Here is a 20,195-nt window from a genome sequence, read left to right as displayed (position 1 = left end):
TAATTAATCTATTACAGCTAACACAGATTTTGGCAATAACTTATCTTTAAACCAAACAATTCTTGCAGGGACATCATTTAATTTTACTCCCGCTTTTTCTAAATTAAGTCGCTCGGAAATGGCCAAAATTAAGTCGTCACGTCCAGCACGCCGTACCTGAGAAAACTTCTTTTGTAAATATTCCGGTCGCCAATAACCAACAATTTCTAATAAGAAGCTGCGCCCATCAGGATGCACCAAGCGAAAATCAGGTATCATTACACTACCGGGAATGGGAATTAAATCAACTTCTCTCTCTAATACCCAGCCACTTTTAAGCGAATCCCACTTATCAGCAAAGGATGCTTCTAGCATACTATCGTAGGGTTTTCCTGGTGGATAATGCGATACCAAACCACATTCAGAATTGAGGGTAAAACGTCCAGTTTTCCAAGCATTTGTATAGGCGTCACGGGTTTGGAGAATAGAGGAAAGACTCCATTTAGTAACGTGAAGTAAAGCGGGGATAAGTTTAGCGATCGCTAAACCATATCGCGTACTAGGATTAAATAAACTTGTCGGCCCATCAATGGTAATTGTAAATCCGTGGTCAGCATCACCCTCTATATAAGCCATTAATTGAAACAACTTGAGATAACGAAATAACAGCTTATATTCTCCCGGAACATTCCGATGAGCATTTAACACAAGTTGACTAGCTTTATAAAATACACCTTGTACTTGAGATAAGTTATATCGATTTAACAAATCAGACGGTATTGGTGCATCAAAATTAGTCAAAATTTTATTCTCAGCTAAATCAGCATATAGTCCATCACGAACTTGTTCTATTAAAACCTCGCGTTCAAGTTCTTGAGTTAACTCATCAGCGACTTTGCTAAGAGTAACTTGTGTTGATTCCCGACTAGAAACTGATTTTGCAGCCATTGCAAATACCCGTTCTCTTAACATTGGCGGTTCTAACGGGCTAACTACCTCAAACGTACAGAAACTGCTTTTAAGAATATAAGCTAATCCCCGTTTCACGCGATAATCTGTTGCATCACCTTCAAAATCAGAAAGTAGACGTTCCAGTGCACCCTGAGTCTTACCTACTGCTGCTTGAAAATAATTAATTAACTCAATCGCCAACTCTGAAGTTTTAGTATCAATCTTCAGCCTCTTCGGGATAATCTCCTCCCCGTTTTGGCGATGCATCAATAACTCTGTCGGTAACATCTGAATTTTGGATTTTAGATTTTAACTTTTCCGTTGAATAATTTATTTCTAACTGTTCCGCTGCCTTAGCACTCCTTTCCTTCCCACTTCCATACACAACCTGCAAAGTTCCTCTCTTATTCTCCTCTTCTCTGCGTCCTCCGCGCCTCTGCGGTTCGTTATTCCTCTCCCCTCTTCGCCTTGCCGAAGTTCCCTCCTCACTCGTATCCTCCGTTACCACCTCATACAAAATTGCCTGCTTATTTTCAATATTCCCCTTACGTAAAACCCTTCCCAACCGTTGAATGTACTCCCTTGCCGAACCAGTCCCCGATAAAATAATTGCTATAGAAGCCGCAGGCACATCAACACCCTCATTTAACACATGAGAAGCAACCAAAGTGTTATATTCACCCTCCCGAAATTTGGTTAAAATCTCATGCCGTTCTTTCACAGGTGTTTGATGAGTAATTGCCGGAATTAGTAAATCTTGAGAAATGCGGTAAACCGTAGCATTATCAGCAGTGAAAATTAAAATCCTGGCGGGGTAATGTTCTGCTAATAAATCAACCAAAATTCGCAATTTACCATCAGTACCCAAAGCAATTTCTTTGGCTTCGCGGTGTGCTAACATAGCTCTACGTCCAGGTTGCGATCGCGCACTCATTTGCACGAACATTTGCCAACCTTGAATACTCCCTAAAGAAATTTTTGATTGCTTTAAAAAGTCATTGCGAGTTTGAATTAACTGGTTATATCTTTCTCGCTCAAGTTGCGATAACTTCACCTTAATTTGAACAATTTCATGCTCTGCTAACGCCTTGCCTGCTAAATCTTCAGCGCGTTTGCGATATACTTCTCTACCAATGAGGATATTTAAGTCAGCGTGTTTACCATCAGTGCGTTCTGGTGTTGCTGACAGTCCTAAACGATAGGGTGCGATCGCATACTCCGCAATCACACGATTAAAATCTGTCGGCAAATGATGGCATTCATCAAAAACAATCAAAGCATATTGGTTGCCCAGCGTTTCCGCGTGTATTGCAGCACTGTCGTAAGTTGAAACTAAGATGGGTGTCTTATCCCGCGAACCACCCCCCAGCAATCCCACTTCAGCATCGGGGAACGCCGCTACCAGATGTGCATACCATTGATGCATTAAATCCAAGGTTGGCACTACAATCAACGTTGTGCGTGGCGTCGCCTGCATCGCCATTTGCGCCAAATAAGTCTTTCCCGCTGCGGTAGGAAGTACCACTAGCCCTTGCCTTCCTGCCAGTTTCCAAGCTGCTAATGCCTCACTCTGATGGGGATATGGTTCCATTTCTAGACTAGGAACCAAATCTAGAGGATAAAATTCCTTCGCCTCGTCAATAAAGTTAATCTCTGACTCTTGTAGTGCTTCCACTAGCGATCGATATCTAATCGCTGGAATGCGGAATTTTTCCACTCTATCATCCCATGTGGCATAGTCCATCCAAGCTTTGCCACGTGGTGGTGGATGTAAAATTAATGTGCCGCGATCAAAAGTTAATGTGGGAGTGCGAGGCATTTATAGGGGTTGGGGACTGGGGAAGGTGGGGCCCCCTCTGGGGATAAGGGGTAATGGGGATTGGAGATTGGAGAGACAACGAGGATAAGGAAGGATTTACTCTGCCGCTCTCTATTCTCCAGTTCCTTGACTACTAATAACGCAAAAAGTGTATCATTCATCCTCATTCGTTGAGATTTTAAAACCCCGACTTCTTTAGAAATTAGGGTTATCACTATGTATAAATGGTTTATGGCTGTTATAAAACTTTAATTTATTAATTAGCAAAATAAGATTTAATTACAGTTAAACTTATAAAGTAAAATAATTATTTACCTCATAGAATGAATCATCCTTAAGAGTTGATAAATCTATATTTTTTGATAGAAAACGAAATAAATTTATTATATCATTAGAATGATAATTAGAACTTAATTAAGTACTAATTACAACTAAGTTTTGTGACTTTAGATAGATTAGCAGCAACTAGGCATTAGCTGTGGATTTTTCCGATGCATAATAGGTGGTGAGGATAGCTTTGCTAAGCCAACTCTACTAGCCTACCCTTGGAATGCTTGCGATAAACAGCAAGCTGCCCTGAAGTTCTGAGCTAAGGCTTGCTTAGATCAGACTTCTCTCAACTCTACAACAACGCCTCCGGCGCACCGAAGGTGTTCGCATTGCCTAGCTAATTTCGGGAATAATATTTTAGCTAGCTGCATCAAAGGAGAAGCCACATTGAAAGGAATACGCCTTCTACTTGCGCCCTATGCTGTGGCATTTTTAGCTGTTAGTAGCGCCTTACTACTAACACAATTACTACAGCCACTGCTAAAACCAACTATTTTCTTGCTATTTTTTGCTGCTGTGGCAATTAGCGCCAGGTATGGAGGCATGGAGGCAGGTTTACTGGCTACTGCTTTGTCTAGTTTAGTCGTGAGCTACTTCTTTTTAGAGCCAGTGTTTTCGTTATTAGTTGGTAATCAAGACAGCATAGTGCGGTTAGGTTTATTTGTGCTGGTGTCAACAATAATTAGCTGGCTAAGTTCAGAGTTACGCACAGCTAAACAAAACCTTGAAGCGAGTATGCAGAAGCTACAAGTGAGCGAGGCAAGATTTAGACGGTTAGCAGAGTCTAACATTATCGGCATAATTGTAGCGAATTTGGACGGTGCGATCGCTGAGACTAACAATGCTTTCTTAAATATGGTAGGTTACACGCGAGAAGATTTCCTCTCCGGGCGAGTTAGATGGCGGGAGATGACAGCACCAGAATATATTGAAGTAAGCGATCGCGCGATCAAAGAACTTAAAACTAAAGGGGTATGCCAGCCTTTCGAGAAAGAATACATTCGTAAAGATGGCAGCCGGGTTCCCATTTTGCTAGGTTCTGCCTTGTTAGAAAACAACCCAGAGCATATTATCTGTTTTGCACTTGACTTAAGCAATAAAAAACAAGCTGAGATTGCCCTGCGTAAAAGTGAAGAACGCTACCGCGCTTTTGTTGAGCAGAGTTCAGAAGGTATTTGGCGCATAGAACTAGAGGAGCCGATTGCCCTAGATTCTTCAGAAGAAGAGCAAATTCAACATTTTTACAAGTATGCTTACTTAGCAGAATGTAACAACGCTATGGCGCAAATGTATGGCTTTGCTCATGCAGAAGAAATTATCGGCGCTAGACTAGCAGACTTTCTGATTCCCTCAGATCCCCAGAATATTGCATACTTGCGTAATTTTATCCGTTCTGACTACCGACTTAGCGATGCAGAATCTCACGAAATAGATAAGCAAGGTAATTTCAAGTATTTCTTAAATAATCTTGTCGGAATTGTTGAAAACGGCGTTTTAGTTAGAGCATGGGGAACTCAACGTGACATTACAGAACGCAAACTCTCAGAATCGTTACTGCACCAGCGAGAGGAGCAACTACGCCTAATCACAAATGCTGTACCTGTGCAGATTTCTTATGTTGATACCCAACAACGCTATCGCTTTAATAATAAAGGATATGAAGACTGGTTTGATCTGCCAGCCTCAGAAATTTCTGGTAAGCACATTAAAGAAGTTGTGGGCGAGTCGGTTTATCAGTTGATTCTTCCTTATATAGAAACAGTATTATCAGGTGAGCAAGTAACTTACGAAACTCAACTACCCCATAAAGATGGCACTAACCATTATGTGAATGTTACTTATGTTCCACAGTTTGGGCAACATGAGAAAGTTGAAGGATTTGTTGCTCTAATCACAGATGTTACAGTTAACAAGTTAGCAGAAGCAGCTCTCAAACAGAGTGAAAAACGCTTAAGGACATTAACAGAAAAAGTACGCGTAATTCCTTGGGAGGCAAATGCTACTACTGGGAACTTTACTTATGTTGGGCCGCAAACAGCTGATATTCTTGGCTATTCAGTGTCAGATTGGTTTGCCGATGGTTTCTGGGCAGAACATATGCATCCAGAAGACCGGCAATGGGCAATTCAGTATTGCGCGGAATCTTCGCTGTCACTGAATAATTACGAATTTGAATACAGAATGTTGGCAGATGATGGCAGAGTTGTTTGGTTGTATGACATTGTGAATGTCGTCCGGGATGAGGATGGGCCGCAGCTGTTGTATGGCTTTATGATTGACATTAGCGATCGCAAACAGGCAGAGCAAGAACGTGAACAACTGCTCAAAAGCGAACAGGCAGCACGCGCCGAAGCAGAAGCAGCAAATCGGATGAAAGATGAGTTTCTCGCCACACTCTCCCACGAACTCCGTACACCCCTCAACGCTATGCTGGGCTGGACGCAGCTATTGAAAACTCGCCGCTTTGATGAGACTACCACTGCTAGAGCGCTAGAAACAATCGACCGCAATACCAGAGCCTTAGCCCAATTAATTGAAGATGTCCTCGATGTCTCACGGATTATTCGGGGTACACTCTGCCTCAATACCCATCGGGTAGAACTTGTCCCAATTATCGAGGCAGCAATTGATACTGTGCGGTCAGCCGCCCAAGCGAAAGAAATTAACATTGAGTGCCAATTTGATCCCACTGTTGGCGTAGTTGTCGGTGATGCCAACCGCTTGCAACAGGTTGTGTGGAATTTACTCTCTAATGCTGTGAAGTTTACAACCAAAGGTGGAAGAGTAAATCTGCAATTAGAGCGGATTGAATCCGGTATCCAAATTCGGGTGAGCGATACAGGATTAGGAATTGCTGGCGAATTTTTACCCCATGTATTTGAACGTTTCCGCCAAGCCGATAGTTCTAGAACGCGATCGCATGGCGGACTGGGATTAGGGCTGGCGATCGTCCGCCACTTGGTAGAATTGCATGGTGGCACAGTCCGTGCCGAAAGTTCAGGAATTGGACATGGAGCGACATTCGTTGTTAATCTGCCAATGAAAGCCATTTATGTGGAAGCAAATACAGCAGAGCAGCTTTCATCTATAGTTAGCCCACAAGAGACTAACAACGTCCTGCCGAGCCTTGATGGTTTGCGGGTACTGGTTGTTGATGATGAAGCAGACGCACGTCATTTACTCACGATGATTTTGGAACAGCATGGTGCAGAAGTTATGGCAGTTGCATCTGCTCAAGAAGCAATAATTGCCGTGCAGAAATTCCAGCCTGACATACTGGTGAGCGATATTGGAATGCCACAACAAGATGGCTACGCCCTAATTCGGCAACTCAGGGCGCTTTCACCAGAGCAAGGAGGGCGGATTCCAGCAGTAGCTTTGACAGCGTATGCCAGGGCAGAAGACCGCACGCAAGCTTTATTGGCGGGCTTTCAACTTCATGTCCCCAAACCAGCAAATCCAGCCGAGTTAGCAGCGGTTGTTGCCAATCTTGCGGGACGTCGTTGAAGAGGGAGTGGGGAAGAAGCCGGACTTATTTCCCAGTGTCCCCTTATCCGCTGAAAAATTAAATCTATTCTGCTACTTCATTTAGTCTTTGCTTTAAGTAACTAACTCTATCTGTATTTCCCAATTCAGCATATGTTGCTTTAGCTGCCTCTAGCCAACGCTGTGCTTCTTCCTTTTTGTGCAGAGTTAAGCTAACTTTTCCTAATCCTTCCTGTGCGGCTGCTAGTTCTGACTGATTCTGAACTGCTTCTGCTGTTGTTACTGCCTCTTGGTACTGCTTCTGGGCTTTTAGAGGTAGTTCAATCCAGCGATAAAGGTCGCCAAGTTGACGCAAAACAGTAGGGTTCTTTTCCTTTGGTACTAAAGCTGTTAGAGTAGCGATCGCTTCTGGAAATAAAAGATTTTCACTATATATATCAGCTAGTTTTAAAGCCTTGTCTCTAGCAGGTAAGTTTTGTTGCTCAATCTCCTGGATATTTTTTTGCACTTTTATAGCTGTCTGTTGATCAATCAGCTTAAATCCTAGTTCCGGTACACTAATCTCTTCAGATGACTTGCCAATATCAGTCTCAATTATCAACTTGTAGCTAACACCAGGTTGCAATGGCGGTTTACCTGGATAAACAAGTTCAGCGATATCACCTTGACAAACTTGTTCTCGGCTAACTTCTGTTGTCCAATTTAATTCTTCACCTATGATTGAGACTTTGAAACTATTAGCATTGGTGGGTGCGTACCAACGTAGTAGCGGCTGATTAGTAAGAATCCTACTACTACGCGGGCTGATAATGTCAGGGATGGCACTAATGTCAAGATTCATTGGAGGTCGTAGTCCCGGACATATATCATCTAAACCCTTTTGTTGTCCATTAGCAGGTAAAAACCCAGATGTCTGATTGCCACAGTCAATTGTGATAGTAGAACCTTGCTGTCTTCTAAGAACATCACCCAGATTGAGCGTTCTAGGTCGTAACACTCTGTTCCAATTATTCTGACCGTTTAGTTTTATTTCTACATTGCCACTCACAGCAGTAATTTTGACTTTATCTTGTGCCATTATTTGCCTCTTAATTTTAAAATTTGATCTGCTTTTGCTTTCCACTCATCTACTTCAGGTAAACGATTATTGCCAATTCGTGAACATACATTCCATTGTGTGTTTGCTTTTTCCAGCCACTGGGTGTTTCTCTTTTTCTGAGTATTATTTTTCTCAAAAATTTGGGCAAGTAAACAATTAGCTGCACCATCCTTGTCATAATTGCTAGGAAGTGTTTCCTGAATGGCGATAGCTTGTTCAAGGTAAACCGTAGCATCGTCGTAGCGTTCTTGCTGAAATCTTGACCAAGCAAAATTTTTGTACCAGTTGTAGTTAACTAACTTATCTTCTTTTGGTAAATTATTCCGAGATTGCTGTAGCAAAGATACAGCTTCGGTTGGTTTTTTCTTTAGCAAATACAACCGAGCTAGACTATTATATGCAACACTTAAATTTCCTTGTATTGCTAACCTGTACTCAGTTTGCGCTTTTTCTAAATCTTGTAAATTTTCATAAATAAGTCCTAAATTACGGTGAGCTTCTGCATTATCTGGGTCGAGACTAATTGCTCGTTCGTAATCAGAAATCGCATTATCCCATTGGGAAGTTATATAGTTTTTCCAACCCTCTTGATTGAGATAGTTAGAAATTCCGGGAAGTGCAGCTTTAAACCCAATTAAACCGAGTAAAAGTAATGCTGATAAACCAAATTTAGTTTCTTGCCAGAGATAGGTTTTGACCCCGAACTTTGAAATAACTTCCTCAACTCCTTTACGTCCTGCTTCGGTTAGTACACTCCCAGCAGTTAGCAGTGTTAGTAAGCTTTGAGTAATTACAGCAAACGAACCAACTAAACCCGGCCCACCACTCAGAAAACGAGTGGATATATCTATTACTAAACTTACAGAAGCAGTCAGCGAAATAACTGTCAGTCCATTCCAAAGCCAGTCTAAAGCGTCTAACTGATGCTTCGGAGATTCTATAAACCACCACCAGTGTTCTGTTGACACATTCAGACAAGTGCGCCATTGGGCTAGCTGCACTAATTGATTAATCCGAGTAGCTTGTTCTTTTAAGCGAGTATCAAGCTCAATAATTTTCAGCAGCTTTTCCGCTGATATCGGAGTTGCCTTAGTTAATTCCAGATGAACTTGATCGCGAGCAATCAGAACCCTTAAAATCTGTGCTTCTACTGCATCAGAAATATCCTCAAGTAAAGTCAGTTCCTTTTCATAAAGTTCAATAGTCTCATCTAACACTGAAATTTTAATAGTATTTACTCGTATTTGTTCGGTTACTTGTATTTTGATATTAGGAGATATACATAATTTCGTCGGAATCAGTTAATAATTTTTTACGCCTTATACTCCTTAAATATATAGAGACTACTTATGCCTTAAATGCAACAAAACTTACTAATTAAATACCGTTTTATTTAGAATAGCGAGTCTTTGATACTCGTGAGTGAGTATCAAAGACTCATTTAGGAATTAACGAATTTGGTGTGATTCAAGCCTATACTCAGAAAACAGTAAATTTGTTACTTGCTGCAAAACTTTTAGCCCTTTCAACGAACCTCGAATTAGTCGAGTAGCAGCGATAGGCTGGCGAAGCAGTCCGATCGCAAGTGGTAAAGGTTGAAGCACACCTTCTGAATTAATTGCTATTGACAAATCAGGGATATCATGGTTGCAGTCGTCGCTTACTACCCTGAGCATTGCCACTGCAATCCCAGTTGTCTGGAAAAACTCTAAGGCTGCAAATCCTTCCATGTCGACAACATCAGTACTCAACGTCTCACCCAGATGACGTTTTTCAGCAGCCGAGGAAATGACGCGATCGCTTGTTAATGCCTTGACAAGTGACACATTTTCTGAAATTTTGGATTGAATTTGTGCAGTGAAAGTGCGATTACATTCCTGGAAATTGCCCTGATAAATACAACCCTGATAAAGCACAATCTCGCCAACAGCATAGCGACTGTTCAAACTGCCACAAAGACCCATAATTAACACTCTTGCTTGTGGCTGATTTAAGTAGTGCTTATTCTCACTGTGCCATTTTTGCAAATATTTCGTTACTGGCTCCATACCAACTGGTATTGGTAAAACAGTCGGAGTTGTGCCAGTAACTCGACTTAAGCCGCGACACACAGCTTTATACTCAGAACCTTGAGGTACTAGAATTGTGATGAACATGGGGTATGGGGGAGCCACCGCGGTCTTGGGCTTTGCCCAAGTGGAGCAAGTGGCGTCATGGGGCATTAATTATTCTCCCCTACTCCCAGTCACTAGTCACCAGTCACCAGTTCCCAATCCCCAATCCCTTGCTTGCGGCTTGCGTTTAGGTATTAGCTGGAGGGTACGGAGGGCAATATTGCTGAGTCTGGGAATTAATCGCGGTTGTAGCAGCCGGGAATCGTACTTGCTCATCCGGTGTTTGTTTTCTTGCAAGCAAACTGTGAAAAACTTTTCTAGTGTCAAATCTTGAGTAAAGACACCTGCACTAGTGGCGGTGAAGCCAGTTCCGTCAGAATCGGAATTACCAAAGGTTGCAACCAGAGTGCTGAGTGCCTTGCTATAGTGCCAGAGAGTTTTTACGCCTCGCAGTGGGAGAAATCCCTGTCCACGATGAACTTGCATATATGTGAACCAGTTGACAAAGAACACAATATGGCGTGCTTCTTCGTCTAAGATGGGATCAAAGATAGTAAAAATTTGCTCTGGAAATATGCCAGCTTCACGGGCGATGGCAAATAGCCCAAAAGCAAAAAATGAATCTAGGCATTCTCCAAAGCCAAAGCTTGTAAAAGCTGGCTCGATATTCTGGGGAATCTGAACGGAGGGGCGTTCTTGAATTTCGATGCTATAGCGATTAACTAATGTGTTGAGCAGACAGGCGTGACGCGATTCTTCTCTACCTTGGAGAGCGATCGCTTCTTGCAACACAGGATCGCTTACTGTTGCTGCGTAACCACTCACCAACGCGCCAGCTTCTCGTTCCATATCCATCGCCTTCTCCCAGAAAGGAATACTTCGTAGGAGACTTAGGGCAGTATTATCCAACTTAGGCCACGGGAGATACTCAGGCTCGTATTCCCGATAACTTTCCATAAAGCTACGACAGAATAATTCTTTGTGTTCAACAGAGCCAAGTTTCATGAGTGAAATGCCATCCCTTTTACTTAAAAGCTCGGACAGATCAAGGACGAACCTTTGTGTTTTAGGATCTTTGTAGTTCAGAATAAATTTGTTCAATCACATTCGTGTTAGCGTCTCGCAGAGAAGACACTAAGACACGAAGTAAAAACACTAGGATCTACCATCGGTAACTAGGGTACTACGAGAGTATCCTGCATCTCTACCGATGGACTGCCATCGCAGGGTATATATGCTTCATGCTTTATCCTTTATGCTTTATTTGATAAGGCAATTAGATAAGATTGCTTTTCACTGGTAACTAAAACTCGCAAACTTTAGGCGATTACTGTAGCATGACTAATAATTGTGTCAAATAAAAGGATACAGAGACAGACTAATTCGTAATTCGTAATTCGTAATTCGTAATTTAGGACTGGGGACACTTCGACAAGCTCAGTGCATCGCTGGGGACTGGAGGAGATGAGAAAGTAATTCTTCTTTCTCCCTGCCCCCTACTCCCTGCCCCACCTCTGCTACTTCGACTGCGCTCAGCACAAGTACGCTCAGCGACCACCTGCACCCTGGACCTTGCCCTACTCTCAGTCAACCGCACGTTAATTTTCCAAGATGGTAAAGCCTAACAGCACAAAATCCGCAAGAGAACGCTTTAATATTTCCAAATGGGCGATTGATTTTTCGTGGCTGACGGTGAGTTTTTGGATTGCCGTGACGGTAGCTGGTATTCTTGCTTTCAGTTCCCTCAAGTATGCTTTGTTTCCAGATATTACCTTTCCAGTGGTAGTGGTAAATGCCACAGCCCCACTGACAAGTGCTTTGGATACAGAGACCAAGCTTACTAAACCACTAGAACAACGCCTGCGCTCCTTAGAAGGGCTTGAGGATATCCGCTCATCAACTTATCCTGGTCAGGCTGCCGTTAGCTTGTCTTTCGTGGTCGGTACAAATCTAGAAACATCAACCCGTAATGTTGAAACTCAACTTAAGCAGTTAAAGCTGACTGAGGGAACAACTTATAAAACAATTCCCTTGAACTTGAACGAGTCAGCTGCAATTAGCTATGCCATTGAGAGTAACTCGCGAAGTCTTACGGATCTCACGAAAGTGGCTCAAGACCAAATTGTGAGTACGATCGCAAAACTGCCTGGAGTTCTCAAAGTCTCACTGCTGGGTGTTCCTAGTGCATCTCCTACCTTGCAGGCTGCTAATACAAGTGCAGCAGTTCTCCCGCAAGCCGGAGCTACTTTAGTACGGTTTAACGGGCAAGATGCGCTGGCATTTCAGGTGATTAAACGTGGTAGTGCCAACACCTTGGAAGTTGTAAGTCGAGTTGAGAAAGAAGTCCAGAGATTGAGGTCTACCCTCAAGGATGTCAAACTCACCTTAGCTGCAACTCAGGCAGAATATATCCGTCAAGCAACCCAATCAACTATAGATGCTCTAATAGAAGCGATCGTGTTGTCTATTGTGGTCATCTTTCCTTTTTTGTGGAGTTGGCGAGCCACCTTGATTTCCGCCCTAGCGATTCCCACATCACTTGTGGCGACGTTTATCGTCATGGCGATTTACGGCTTCAATTTAGAAACAATTACGCTGTTAGCACTGGCTTTGGTAATTGGCAGTATTGTTGATGATGCGATCGTTGATGTGGAAAACATCATGCGGCACATCGAAGATGGGGAAAGTCCCCGCCAAGCGGCGCTTTTAGCTACGAATGAGATTGGACTGACGGTAACTGCTGCTACGTTGACAGCAGTAGCGGTTTTTCTACCTATAGGTTTAATGGGTGGGGTAATTGGTCAATTCTTCAAACCTTTTGGTATTACTGTTTCAGCAGCAATGCTTGCTTCTATGCTGGTTGCTAGGACTTTATCACCAGTCTTAGCTATCTATTGGTTAAAACCTAAATCCTCCCGTTCTCCTCGGCGAGAAGGGAATATAGGGCTAGCTTTTACCCAATCTTACAGAAATTTACTAGGCTGGTCTTTGAGGCATCGGCGGATAGTCATTGGGTTAGCCATCCTCAGTTTCATCGCGGGTATAGCCCTGATTCCCCTAATTCCCAAAGGGTTTATTCCTAAATTAGATCGGGGTGAATTCAATATTGCTTACACAGCTCCTTTGCCAAATATCCCTGATCAGGCAACTTTGCAAAGACAAGCAGCACAGGCCGCACAAGCAGGAATTTCTCCCTCCATTTCAATCCCCAATCCCTTAAATGATTCTTTGGAGGTGGCGAAGAAACTGGAAGCGGTGGTAAGAAAATCACCAGCGGTCGAAACTGTGTTTACTACCGTTGGTTCTCGTGAAGGTGAGCCGAATAAAGGAACGCTCTATGTCAAGCTAAAAGAAGACCGCAACATCAAAACGGGGGAAGTACAAGACCAACTCCGCACCTCTTTACCCAAGCTTTCAGGCGTGAGTACCAGTATCGAAGATATTCAGTTTGTTGACACTGGCGGCCAAAAACCTTTGCAAGTGTCACTGCGTGGTAATGATCTTGAAGCTTTGAGCGCATCAGCTAAGGCAATTAAAGAGCGCATAGAAAAAATACCGGGATTCGCTGATGTCACAGTTACAGGTACAGCGAATCAACAAGGCACAGTTTTTCAAATTGAACGTCTAAACAATCAGCGGGTAGCTTATATCGGTGCTAACCTCGGTCAGGATTTGTCTTTGGGTGATGCCACAGACAAAGTGGTAGCTGAAGCTAAGGCGGTATTACCTCCTGGCGTTACTTTAGACCTGGGAGGAGACTCTGCCCAGTTGGTTGAGGTGTTTGCTAGTTTCGGTAGTACTTTAGCGTTATCGGCTCTATGTATTGTCGTGGTACTGATTTTGCTGTTCAAAAGCTGGGTAGACCCGATAGTGATTGGTGTTTCTTTGCCCTTGGCACTTGTGGGGGCAATGCTGGCACTACTCGTTACTGAAAGCGACTTTGGCATGATTTCGCTGATTGGCTTTGTCTTTTTATTAGGACTAGCAAATAAAAATGCCATCTTACTTGTGGATTACATCAATCAACTCCGAAATTCTGGTTTAGACCGGACAGAGGCAATCCTCAAGGCTGGGCCAGTACGCCTTAGACCAATTATGATGACGACTGCCGCGACGATTATTGGGATGCTACCGATCGCTTTAGGTTTAGGTGCTGGTTCGGAATTGCGATCGCCTATGGCTGTAGCTATTGCTGGTGGTCTTGTAACTTCAACTATCCTCAGCTTAATTGTCGTGCCTGTTGTGTACGCCATTTTAGATGATTGGTTTCCCCGGTTTAAGAAGAAGGGCAGCACTTCGGCTACGCTCAGTGACCGGGGAGCAGGAGAGCAGGGGAAAAGTTAATGCAAGTTTTTGTGACGGGGGGAACGGGTTTTATTGGCGCACATTTGGTGCGATTGTTGCTGCAACAGGGATACGCAGTTAAGGCGTTGGTGCGTTCTAGTAGCAATTTGGACAATTTACGCGGTTTGGAAGTAGAAATTGTCAAAGGGGACTTGAATGACCCCAATCTCTGGCAACAGATGACGGGTTGCCAATACTTGTTTCATGTGGCGGCTCACTATTCTTTATGGCAAAGAGACCGAGAGTTACTCTACCTTAACAATGTCCTGGGTACGCGCAATATACTAGCAGCAGCCCAAAAAGCCGGAATTGAGCGCACTGTCTACACCAGTTCCGTAGCTGCGATCGGAGTAGGAGCATCTGGTGAAGTTGTAGACGAAACTCATCAAAGTCCTTTAGAGAAGTTGGTGGGTGACTACAAAAAGTCTAAGTTTCTCGCTGAACAAGAAGCTATACAAGCAGCTGCTACAGGACAAGAAGTAGTTATAGTCAATCCCAGTAGCCCGATTGGGCCGTTAGATATCAAGCCGACTCCGACAGGTGATATTATCCTGCGATTTTTGCGGCGACAAATGCCCGTATACTTGGATACTGGACTAAATTTTATCGATGTGCGGGATGTGGCATGGGGACATTTACTAGCGTTGCAGCACGGGAAGTCAGGCGATCGCTATATTTTAGGTCACCAAAACTTGACGCTGAAGCAATTGCTAGAAGAACTCGCCGATCTCACCGGTCTAGAAGCACCCCAACGCACTGTCCCTGCTTGGTTACCGTTGAGTGTTGCTTGGGTTGATGAGAAGATTCTCGCACCATTGGGTAAATCGCCTTCAGTACCTCTAGATGGTGTGCGGATGGCGAAACAACCAATGTACTACGATTCCTCAAAGGCAGTACGAGAGTTGGGTTTACCTCAATCTTCCTTAAAAGCAGCAATTAAGGATGCTGTGGACTGGTTTGTTTCTAAAGGTTATGTCAACCCCTTTGGGGAATTCAAAATTAAAAATTAAAACTTAAAAGCCTTACAGATAAATCTGGGGTTTTGGAAAGTGGTGTTTTGTTAATATCAGGAGCGATCGGAACAATGGCGATTAATCTACAGCAAGCTATGGATATCGGGAAGTATCTAGTTACGCAACGTTTCAAAGGACGTAAACGCTTCCCTCTAGTATTGATGTTGGAACCGCTTTTTCGGTGCAATCTAGCTTGTACAGGCTGTGGTAAAATCCAGCATCCAGTAGAAGTACTCAAGCAAAATCTCACCCCAGAACAGTGCTTCGCAGCGGTGGAAGAGTGTGGCGCACCTGTAGTCTCGATACCTGGGGGCGAACCATTGTTACATCCCCAAATTGATGAAATTGTTCGGGGATTAGTTGAGCGTAAGAAGTATGTTTACTTATGCACCAATGGTTTGTTGTTAGAAAAAAGCCTGGATAAGTTTCAACCTTCTCCTTACTTAACTTTCAGCGTCCATCTAGATGGAATGCGAGAGTTGCACGATCAGTGTGTTGATCGCAAAGGCGTTTTTGATATTGCTGTCAAAGCTATTCGCGCCGCTAAAGCCAAAGGATTTCGTGTCACTACTAACACCACTATTTTTGACGGTGCTGATCCCAAAGAAATGCAAGATTTCTTTGACTTTCTAGCCAGTCTCAACATTGATGGCATGATGATTTCCCCTGGTTACAGCTATGAGTGGGCCCCAGATCAAGACCATTTTCTCCAGCGCGAACAGACACGCTCCCTCTTCCGGGAAATTTTAGCTCCCTTCCGAAAAGGAGAGAAAAATTGGAACTTTAACCACAATCCACTGTTCCTAGATTTTCTCACTGGTGAAAAGGATTATGAATGTACACCTTGGGGTAGCCCTAGTTATAGCGTTCTTGGTTGGCAAAAACCTTGCTATTTATTGAATGAAGGTTATTACACCAGCTTTAAGCAATTGCTAGCAGAAACTGATTGGAGTAAATACGGCCGCGCTAGTGGTAATCCCAAGTGTGCTGATTGTATGGTTCACTGCGGCTACGAACCCACAGCCGCAATGGATGCGATGCAACCCCAAAATATGGCACGCGCCCTTAGTAGCGTCTTTGGGAAATAGGCTTAGTTTGCACAAACCCAACACTCTAACTGATTTGTTTAGAGAGTTGGGTTTTTTAATATAGCCTTTCCAAGGGGAGCCACTGCGTTTAATATTCGGGCAGTCGTTGATTGAATTCGGGTAGCCGTTTATTGAATTCGGGTAGCCGTTTATTGAATTCGGGTAGTCATTTATTGAATTCGGGTAGTCATTTATTGAATTTGGGTAGTCATTTATTGAATTCGGGTAGTCGTTTATTGAATTCGGGTAGTCGTTTATTGAATTCGGGTAGCCGTTTATTGAATTCGGGCAATCTACAAAAATTTACGTAAAAAAATTAATACATTTGTAATATATAAGTCAATTTATACTGAATAATGCGGGTGTCAAGTAACCCTGATTCTGTTTATCCTAATGCTGTACAGTCCAGGGTAGAAGTCAGTTTTTATCCTGGCGCATTATTAATAAAAGAAAGGTGATTTATGTCACGTCTAAAACGCGGGTCTAAAGTAATTGATAGAGCGCAGCGTCGGATTGCGGCTTTGAAATCGATTAGTCCCAGCTTAGACTTAGGGAATGGGGTAACAATTGACTCCTTTGCAGCTCTCATCAAAACAACACAAGACAAGTTGGAAGCTTATAACTCAAGCCTTTCCACTGTGGATATGACTCAGGAAGCCTTAGAAGTTACCGAAAAGTCGCTGATGGAACTAACAGAACATATGTTACTCAGTGTAGCTGCAAGGTATGGTAAGAATAGCGATGAGTACAAAATGGCAGGAGGCGTTCGTCGAAGCGATCGCAAGCGTCCGGTGCGAAAGCCTAAGCAAGAGGCTATTGCTTGATAAATCTGGGTTTTACCCCACCCTAACCCTCCCCTTGCAAAGGGGAGGGAACTGGATTTCCTCTTTATAAGGGGGGATTAAGGGGGGTAATTTGACTTGTGTGTACACCGTAGCTTGTACATGGGGGCAATAGTCTCTTAAAACCCACCTTTATAAGGGGGGTTGGGGGGTAACGTCACTGGCTCCTCTGCGTGAAAAAGATAAATACTCAAGCAGACGCGACTTTACTCTTCTGATTACTATCCCGTACTTTTTGAGAGTAGAACGAAGCAGATTCTTCACCTTCAGCGCATTCAGTCGCGAACTTAATTAGATGATGTCCGATTAATCCAATATGGATCACGCTTTCAATATCGCCTGCTTTGAGTGCTGGTTTAGCCATTTTCCAGAAGGTTTTGCGATACTTACTCAAAACACCAACTTTTAGCAAAATATTAGCTAAAAGGGCTAATCCTTTGCGGATATTAGCCCAAGAAGTGCGGGCTGGACTGTTAGGAACTGCAATCCGATTGCGGTAAGTATGCTCGATGTTGTAGGCGAATCGTTGATATAAAAATTCTGGTTCGTAGGCAGTCGTGATGCAGCGACGCCACATTTCTACTACCTTTTCATAAGGCATTAAAAAGTCAATATTTGATTCACGATTTTCATCTGATACTAACCGTCCTTCTAGCTCTAATCTGCGCCATAACGGTGTTCTAGGTAACGCATGAAGCAGATTAATTGTCAACATAGGAATCTGAGACAGACGAATAAATTCCAGAATTCGGTCTGCGGTTTCTGGCGTATCTGTATCTAGTCCGATGATGATTCCTGATACAACTTCCATGCCATAACTATTTAAAACTTTGATTGCTTCTAAAATCGGCATACTCAAGTTGTGAGTTTTAGAAATAGCTTGCAGAGCATCAGTTTCCGGCGTTTCAATCCCACAGAAAACTGTACAAAAATAAGCTTCGCGCATCATTGCCAAAAGCTTAGGACTCTGAGCTAGATTGAGTGTAGCTTCACAGGCGAATTGGACGGGGTAGCCATTGCGCTTTTGCCAATCTATTAAGTGAGGCAGCAATTTCATGGCGGCGCGGCGATCGCCTACAAAGTTATCATCTACAAAATACACTGCTCCCGGATTGCCAGATGCCAGCATTGCATCCAATTCAGCTAAAACTTGCTCTGGTGTCTTGAGGCGGGGATTACGCCCATAAAGTTCAGGAATATCACAAAACTCGCAACTGTAAGGGCAACCACTGGAAAATTGTACGTTGGCAAGAAAATATTGATTGAGATTTAGCAAATCATAAGCGGGAATCGGAAACTGGCTCAACGGTAAACGTTCCTTGGTTTCAAAGCGAATTTGCTTTTGGGGACGTGTACTGTGTTCGTCTAAATATGCAATCATGCTGTCGGTTGCATCTCCCAATTCACCGAGATGCAAAATGTCAAATTCCGGATAATATTCCGGACAACCAGACACAGAAGGCCCACCCACCACTGTAATTTTGCCTTCACGATGGGCAAGTTCATTTATTTGATTAATCTGTGGTTTTTGGATATGCATTCCACTGACAATCACCACATCTGCCCATTGATAATCAACCCTGGTTGCCGATCGCACATTTTCATCAATAAAACGGACTTCCCACTCTTTTGGTAAATAGGAAGCCACGATTAAAATCCCTTGAGGAGGCATAAAAGCCTTAACACCACCCATGAGTGGATAGGCGTGGTGAAAAGTGCCAAACGAACGGCTGTACCTGGGAAAAATGCACAGTATACGTCGATGATGACGGGGAACGTAGCTTGTTTTCTCGGTAGTAGCAGATGGTTGTAAAGTTTCTCCTACAGGAATCGGGTTTTCGAAAGACTTCACAGTATCAGTCATCGTAATTCTCAGTAGTTAAGTTGACATTACCCTGGCAGCATCAGCTGTTATTGGCTTCACTTTACCTTCTTTTGTTAACTTTAGAAGCCGCCCTCGCCATTCAAATGTGTTGCCAACCAAGCAATAACACCAAAGAAAAAAGCTGATCAAGTCGCGTACAGGGATGAGCCAAAGTAGTTTTTGGGCAACCGCATCGTTAAGAATTTTGACTCCAACGAACCAGCCCATGAGTAACCGCATTATCCAGGTAATAACTAATACACCCCAGCCGAAAATTGACCCTCCCGTAGTCATGAGGAATAACAGGCTAGTAATTGTGCCATAGGTGAAAATCAGTCCTAAATAACCCCAAGGGCGGGAAACTCGCGTACAGAGAAACCAACGTGTCTGTCGCTGAATTAAATCCGTGAAACTAGTTGTGGCGATCGCATGGTCGATCACATAATCTGAAAGCACTACTTTATACCCTGCTTGGGCGGGCTGATAGCCAAGTTGATAATCATCTGCTAAATAGTCAGCAATAGCTGGAAATCCACCGATTGCTTCCAGTGCAGTTTTGCGGATGGCAATAGTCGGCCCCAAAGCAAACTCAATTTTCTGCAACTTATTGGCAACTAAAACCCCAGCCAGATACTCAGTTGAAATACCAATTGCTTCCAGATTTGCTACCCACCCTTGTGTCAAAGGACGGTAAAGGCAGGTAACGACTCCGACAAGAGGATCATGCATAGGCTGGATAACTTGTTGTAAGTAGTCTGGGCCGACTCGAACATCGCTATCTGCCAACAGCAAGATGGAATATTTAGCTTTGGATTCTCCGTTTGCCAAATTGCAAACTTTGAAATTATTACCAATTGTGTGTTCGCTAATTACCAATTGCAAATCCAACTGTGGAAAGTCTTGGATAATCTGCTGCACTACTGCTATGCCTGGATCATTGGCATCGCGAACACTAAAGATAATTTCGTACTGCGGATAATCTTGGCGGCAGAAAGAAGCAAAATTTTCGTAAGCTTCATCATCAAGCCCGCAAATTGGCTTCAAAATAGTAATAGCTGGATGAAAATCGGGATCAATGAAATTTGGATGATTTAAAAAGGCGATCGCTGCATGAATCCCGTAGGCATAAAACCAGACTGCTGATAGAGACAGGAGTAACAGCAGCAAATAAATATAAGTATTGAAAGAACCAAAGTCAAAAATTTCCATTACTCTATTTCCATCCCTAACTAGTCATACTAATTGGTTAATTGCTGCTGGATAGAT

At 43.2% G+C, this 20,195-nt stretch carries 13 protein-coding genes; 5 read left to right on the top strand and 8 right to left on the bottom strand.

Translation table 11 applies throughout. From position 1 onward, the window contains the following. Positions 1-3 precede the first annotated feature (3 nt). Both WKK05_RS22710 and WKK05_RS22705 read right to left on the bottom strand, forming a co-directional pair. The gene (locus WKK05_RS22710; protein ID WP_341525335.1) at positions 4-1,218 is read right to left on the bottom strand and encodes a DUF790 family protein; all 1,215 of its coding nucleotides are present in this window, start codon (positions 1,216-1,218) and stop codon (positions 4-6) included. Further along, entirely contained in the window at positions 1,148-2,749 is a 1,602-nt protein-coding gene (locus WKK05_RS22705; protein WP_341525334.1) for a DEAD/DEAH box helicase family protein, read from the bottom strand. Before WKK05_RS22705 ends, WKK05_RS22710 begins: the two co-directional genes overlap by 71 nt. A gap of 717 nt (positions 2,750-3,466) precedes the next feature. Here WKK05_RS22705 and WKK05_RS22700 point away from each other — a divergent pair. After that, positions 3,467-6,586 (top strand): PAS domain S-box protein, encoded by a 3,120-nt coding sequence (locus WKK05_RS22700; RefSeq protein ID WP_341525333.1) that lies wholly within the window; start codon positions 3,467-3,469, stop codon positions 6,584-6,586. Positions 6,587-6,650: 64 nt separating this feature from the next. Here the strand turns inward: WKK05_RS22700 and WKK05_RS22695 are convergent, their stop codons facing one another. The 4 genes from WKK05_RS22695 to WKK05_RS22680 form a co-directional block, all read right to left on the bottom strand. Then, the gene (locus WKK05_RS22695; protein ID WP_341525332.1) at positions 6,651-7,643 is read right to left on the bottom strand and encodes a tetratricopeptide repeat protein; all 993 of its coding nucleotides are present in this window, start codon (positions 7,641-7,643) and stop codon (positions 6,651-6,653) included. Then, a complete protein-coding gene (locus WKK05_RS22690; protein ID WP_341525331.1) occupies positions 7,643-8,881 on the bottom strand; it encodes a tetratricopeptide repeat protein in 1,239 nt (412 codons plus the stop codon). The genes WKK05_RS22695 and WKK05_RS22690 overlap by 1 nt, the downstream gene beginning before the upstream one ends. A 231-nt stretch (positions 8,882-9,112) precedes the next feature. Continuing rightward, positions 9,113-9,820: a phosphorylase gene (locus WKK05_RS22685; protein WP_341531162.1), complete on the bottom strand. Its 708-nt coding sequence runs from the start codon at positions 9,818-9,820 to the stop codon at positions 9,113-9,115. Positions 9,821-9,916: 96 nt separating this feature from the next. Then, the gene (locus WKK05_RS22680) at positions 9,917-10,783 is read right to left on the bottom strand and encodes a ferritin-like domain-containing protein (protein ID WP_341525330.1); all 867 of its coding nucleotides are present in this window, start codon (positions 10,781-10,783) and stop codon (positions 9,917-9,919) included. Between the two features lie 606 nt (positions 10,784-11,389). Here WKK05_RS22680 and WKK05_RS22675 point away from each other — a divergent pair. From WKK05_RS22675 to WKK05_RS22660, 4 genes are all read left to right on the top strand, one after another. Then, positions 11,390-14,122: an efflux RND transporter permease subunit gene (locus WKK05_RS22675; RefSeq protein WP_341525329.1), complete on the top strand. Its 2,733-nt coding sequence runs from the start codon at positions 11,390-11,392 to the stop codon at positions 14,120-14,122. After that, positions 14,122-15,132, top strand: coding sequence for a hopanoid-associated sugar epimerase (hpnA, locus tag WKK05_RS22670; protein ID WP_341525328.1), 1,011 nt, complete (start codon positions 14,122-14,124; stop codon positions 15,130-15,132). The genes WKK05_RS22675 and hpnA overlap by 1 nt, the downstream gene beginning before the upstream one ends. Before the next feature lie 74 nt (positions 15,133-15,206). After that, on the top strand, positions 15,207-16,223 hold the full coding sequence (gene hpnH / locus WKK05_RS22665) for an adenosyl-hopene transferase HpnH (protein WP_341525327.1): 1,017 nt from the start codon (positions 15,207-15,209) through the stop codon (positions 16,221-16,223). Between the two features lie 461 nt (positions 16,224-16,684). Further along, a complete protein-coding gene (locus WKK05_RS22660; protein ID WP_341525326.1) occupies positions 16,685-17,047 on the top strand; it encodes a hypothetical protein in 363 nt (120 codons plus the stop codon). A 208-nt stretch (positions 17,048-17,255) separates the two neighbouring features. Here the strand turns inward: WKK05_RS22660 and WKK05_RS22655 are convergent, their stop codons facing one another. Beyond that, on the bottom strand, positions 17,256-18,929 hold the full coding sequence (locus WKK05_RS22655; RefSeq protein WP_341525325.1) for a B12-binding domain-containing radical SAM protein: 1,674 nt from the start codon (positions 18,927-18,929) through the stop codon (positions 17,256-17,258). A gap of 15 nt (positions 18,930-18,944) precedes the next feature. Continuing rightward, positions 18,945-20,138 carry a bacteriohopanetetrol glucosamine biosynthesis glycosyltransferase HpnI gene (gene hpnI, locus WKK05_RS22650; protein ID WP_341525324.1) on the bottom strand — a complete coding sequence of 398 codons (1,194 nt, stop codon included), beginning with the start codon at positions 20,136-20,138 and terminating at the stop codon, positions 18,945-18,947. Between the last annotated feature and the right edge of the window lie 57 nt (positions 20,139-20,195).

The organism is Nostoc sp. UHCC 0302, assembly GCF_038096175.1.
Lineage (GTDB): Bacteria > Cyanobacteriota > Cyanobacteriia > Cyanobacteriales > Nostocaceae > UHCC-0302.
The sequence above is the reverse complement of the archived record's forward strand: the minus strand, read 5'-3'. Positions and strand labels throughout refer to the sequence as shown.

What these genes read in the sequence shown, in the direction of transcription:
- WKK05_RS22710 (WP_341525335.1), bottom strand. Translation starts at nt 1,218, where the DNA reads ATGTTACCGACAGAGTTATTGATGCATCGCCAAAACGGGGAGGAGATT.
- WKK05_RS22680 (WP_341525330.1), bottom strand. Translation starts at nt 10,783, where the DNA reads ATGAAACTTGGCTCTGTTGAACACAAAGAATTATTCTGTCGTAGCTTT.
- WKK05_RS22705 (WP_341525334.1), bottom strand. Translation starts at nt 2,749, where the DNA reads ATGCCTCGCACTCCCACATTAACTTTTGATCGCGGCACATTAATTTTA.
- WKK05_RS22695 (WP_341525332.1), bottom strand. Translation starts at nt 7,643, where the DNA reads ATGGCACAAGATAAAGTCAAAATTACTGCTGTGAGTGGCAATGTAGAA.
- hpnH (WP_341525327.1), top strand. Translation starts at nt 15,207, where the DNA reads ATGGCGATTAATCTACAGCAAGCTATGGATATCGGGAAGTATCTAGTT.
- WKK05_RS22685 (WP_341531162.1), bottom strand. Translation starts at nt 9,820, where the DNA reads ATGTTCATCACAATTCTAGTACCTCAAGGTTCTGAGTATAAAGCTGTG.
- WKK05_RS22655 (WP_341525325.1), bottom strand. Translation starts at nt 18,929, where the DNA reads ATGACTGATACTGTGAAGTCTTTCGAAAACCCGATTCCTGTAGGAGAA.
- hpnA (WP_341525328.1), top strand. Translation starts at nt 14,122, where the DNA reads ATGCAAGTTTTTGTGACGGGGGGAACGGGTTTTATTGGCGCACATTTG.
- WKK05_RS22660 (WP_341525326.1), top strand. Translation starts at nt 16,685, where the DNA reads ATGTCACGTCTAAAACGCGGGTCTAAAGTAATTGATAGAGCGCAGCGT.
- hpnI (WP_341525324.1), bottom strand. Translation starts at nt 20,138, where the DNA reads ATGGAAATTTTTGACTTTGGTTCTTTCAATACTTATATTTATTTGCTG.
- WKK05_RS22675 (WP_341525329.1), top strand. Translation starts at nt 11,390, where the DNA reads ATGGTAAAGCCTAACAGCACAAAATCCGCAAGAGAACGCTTTAATATT.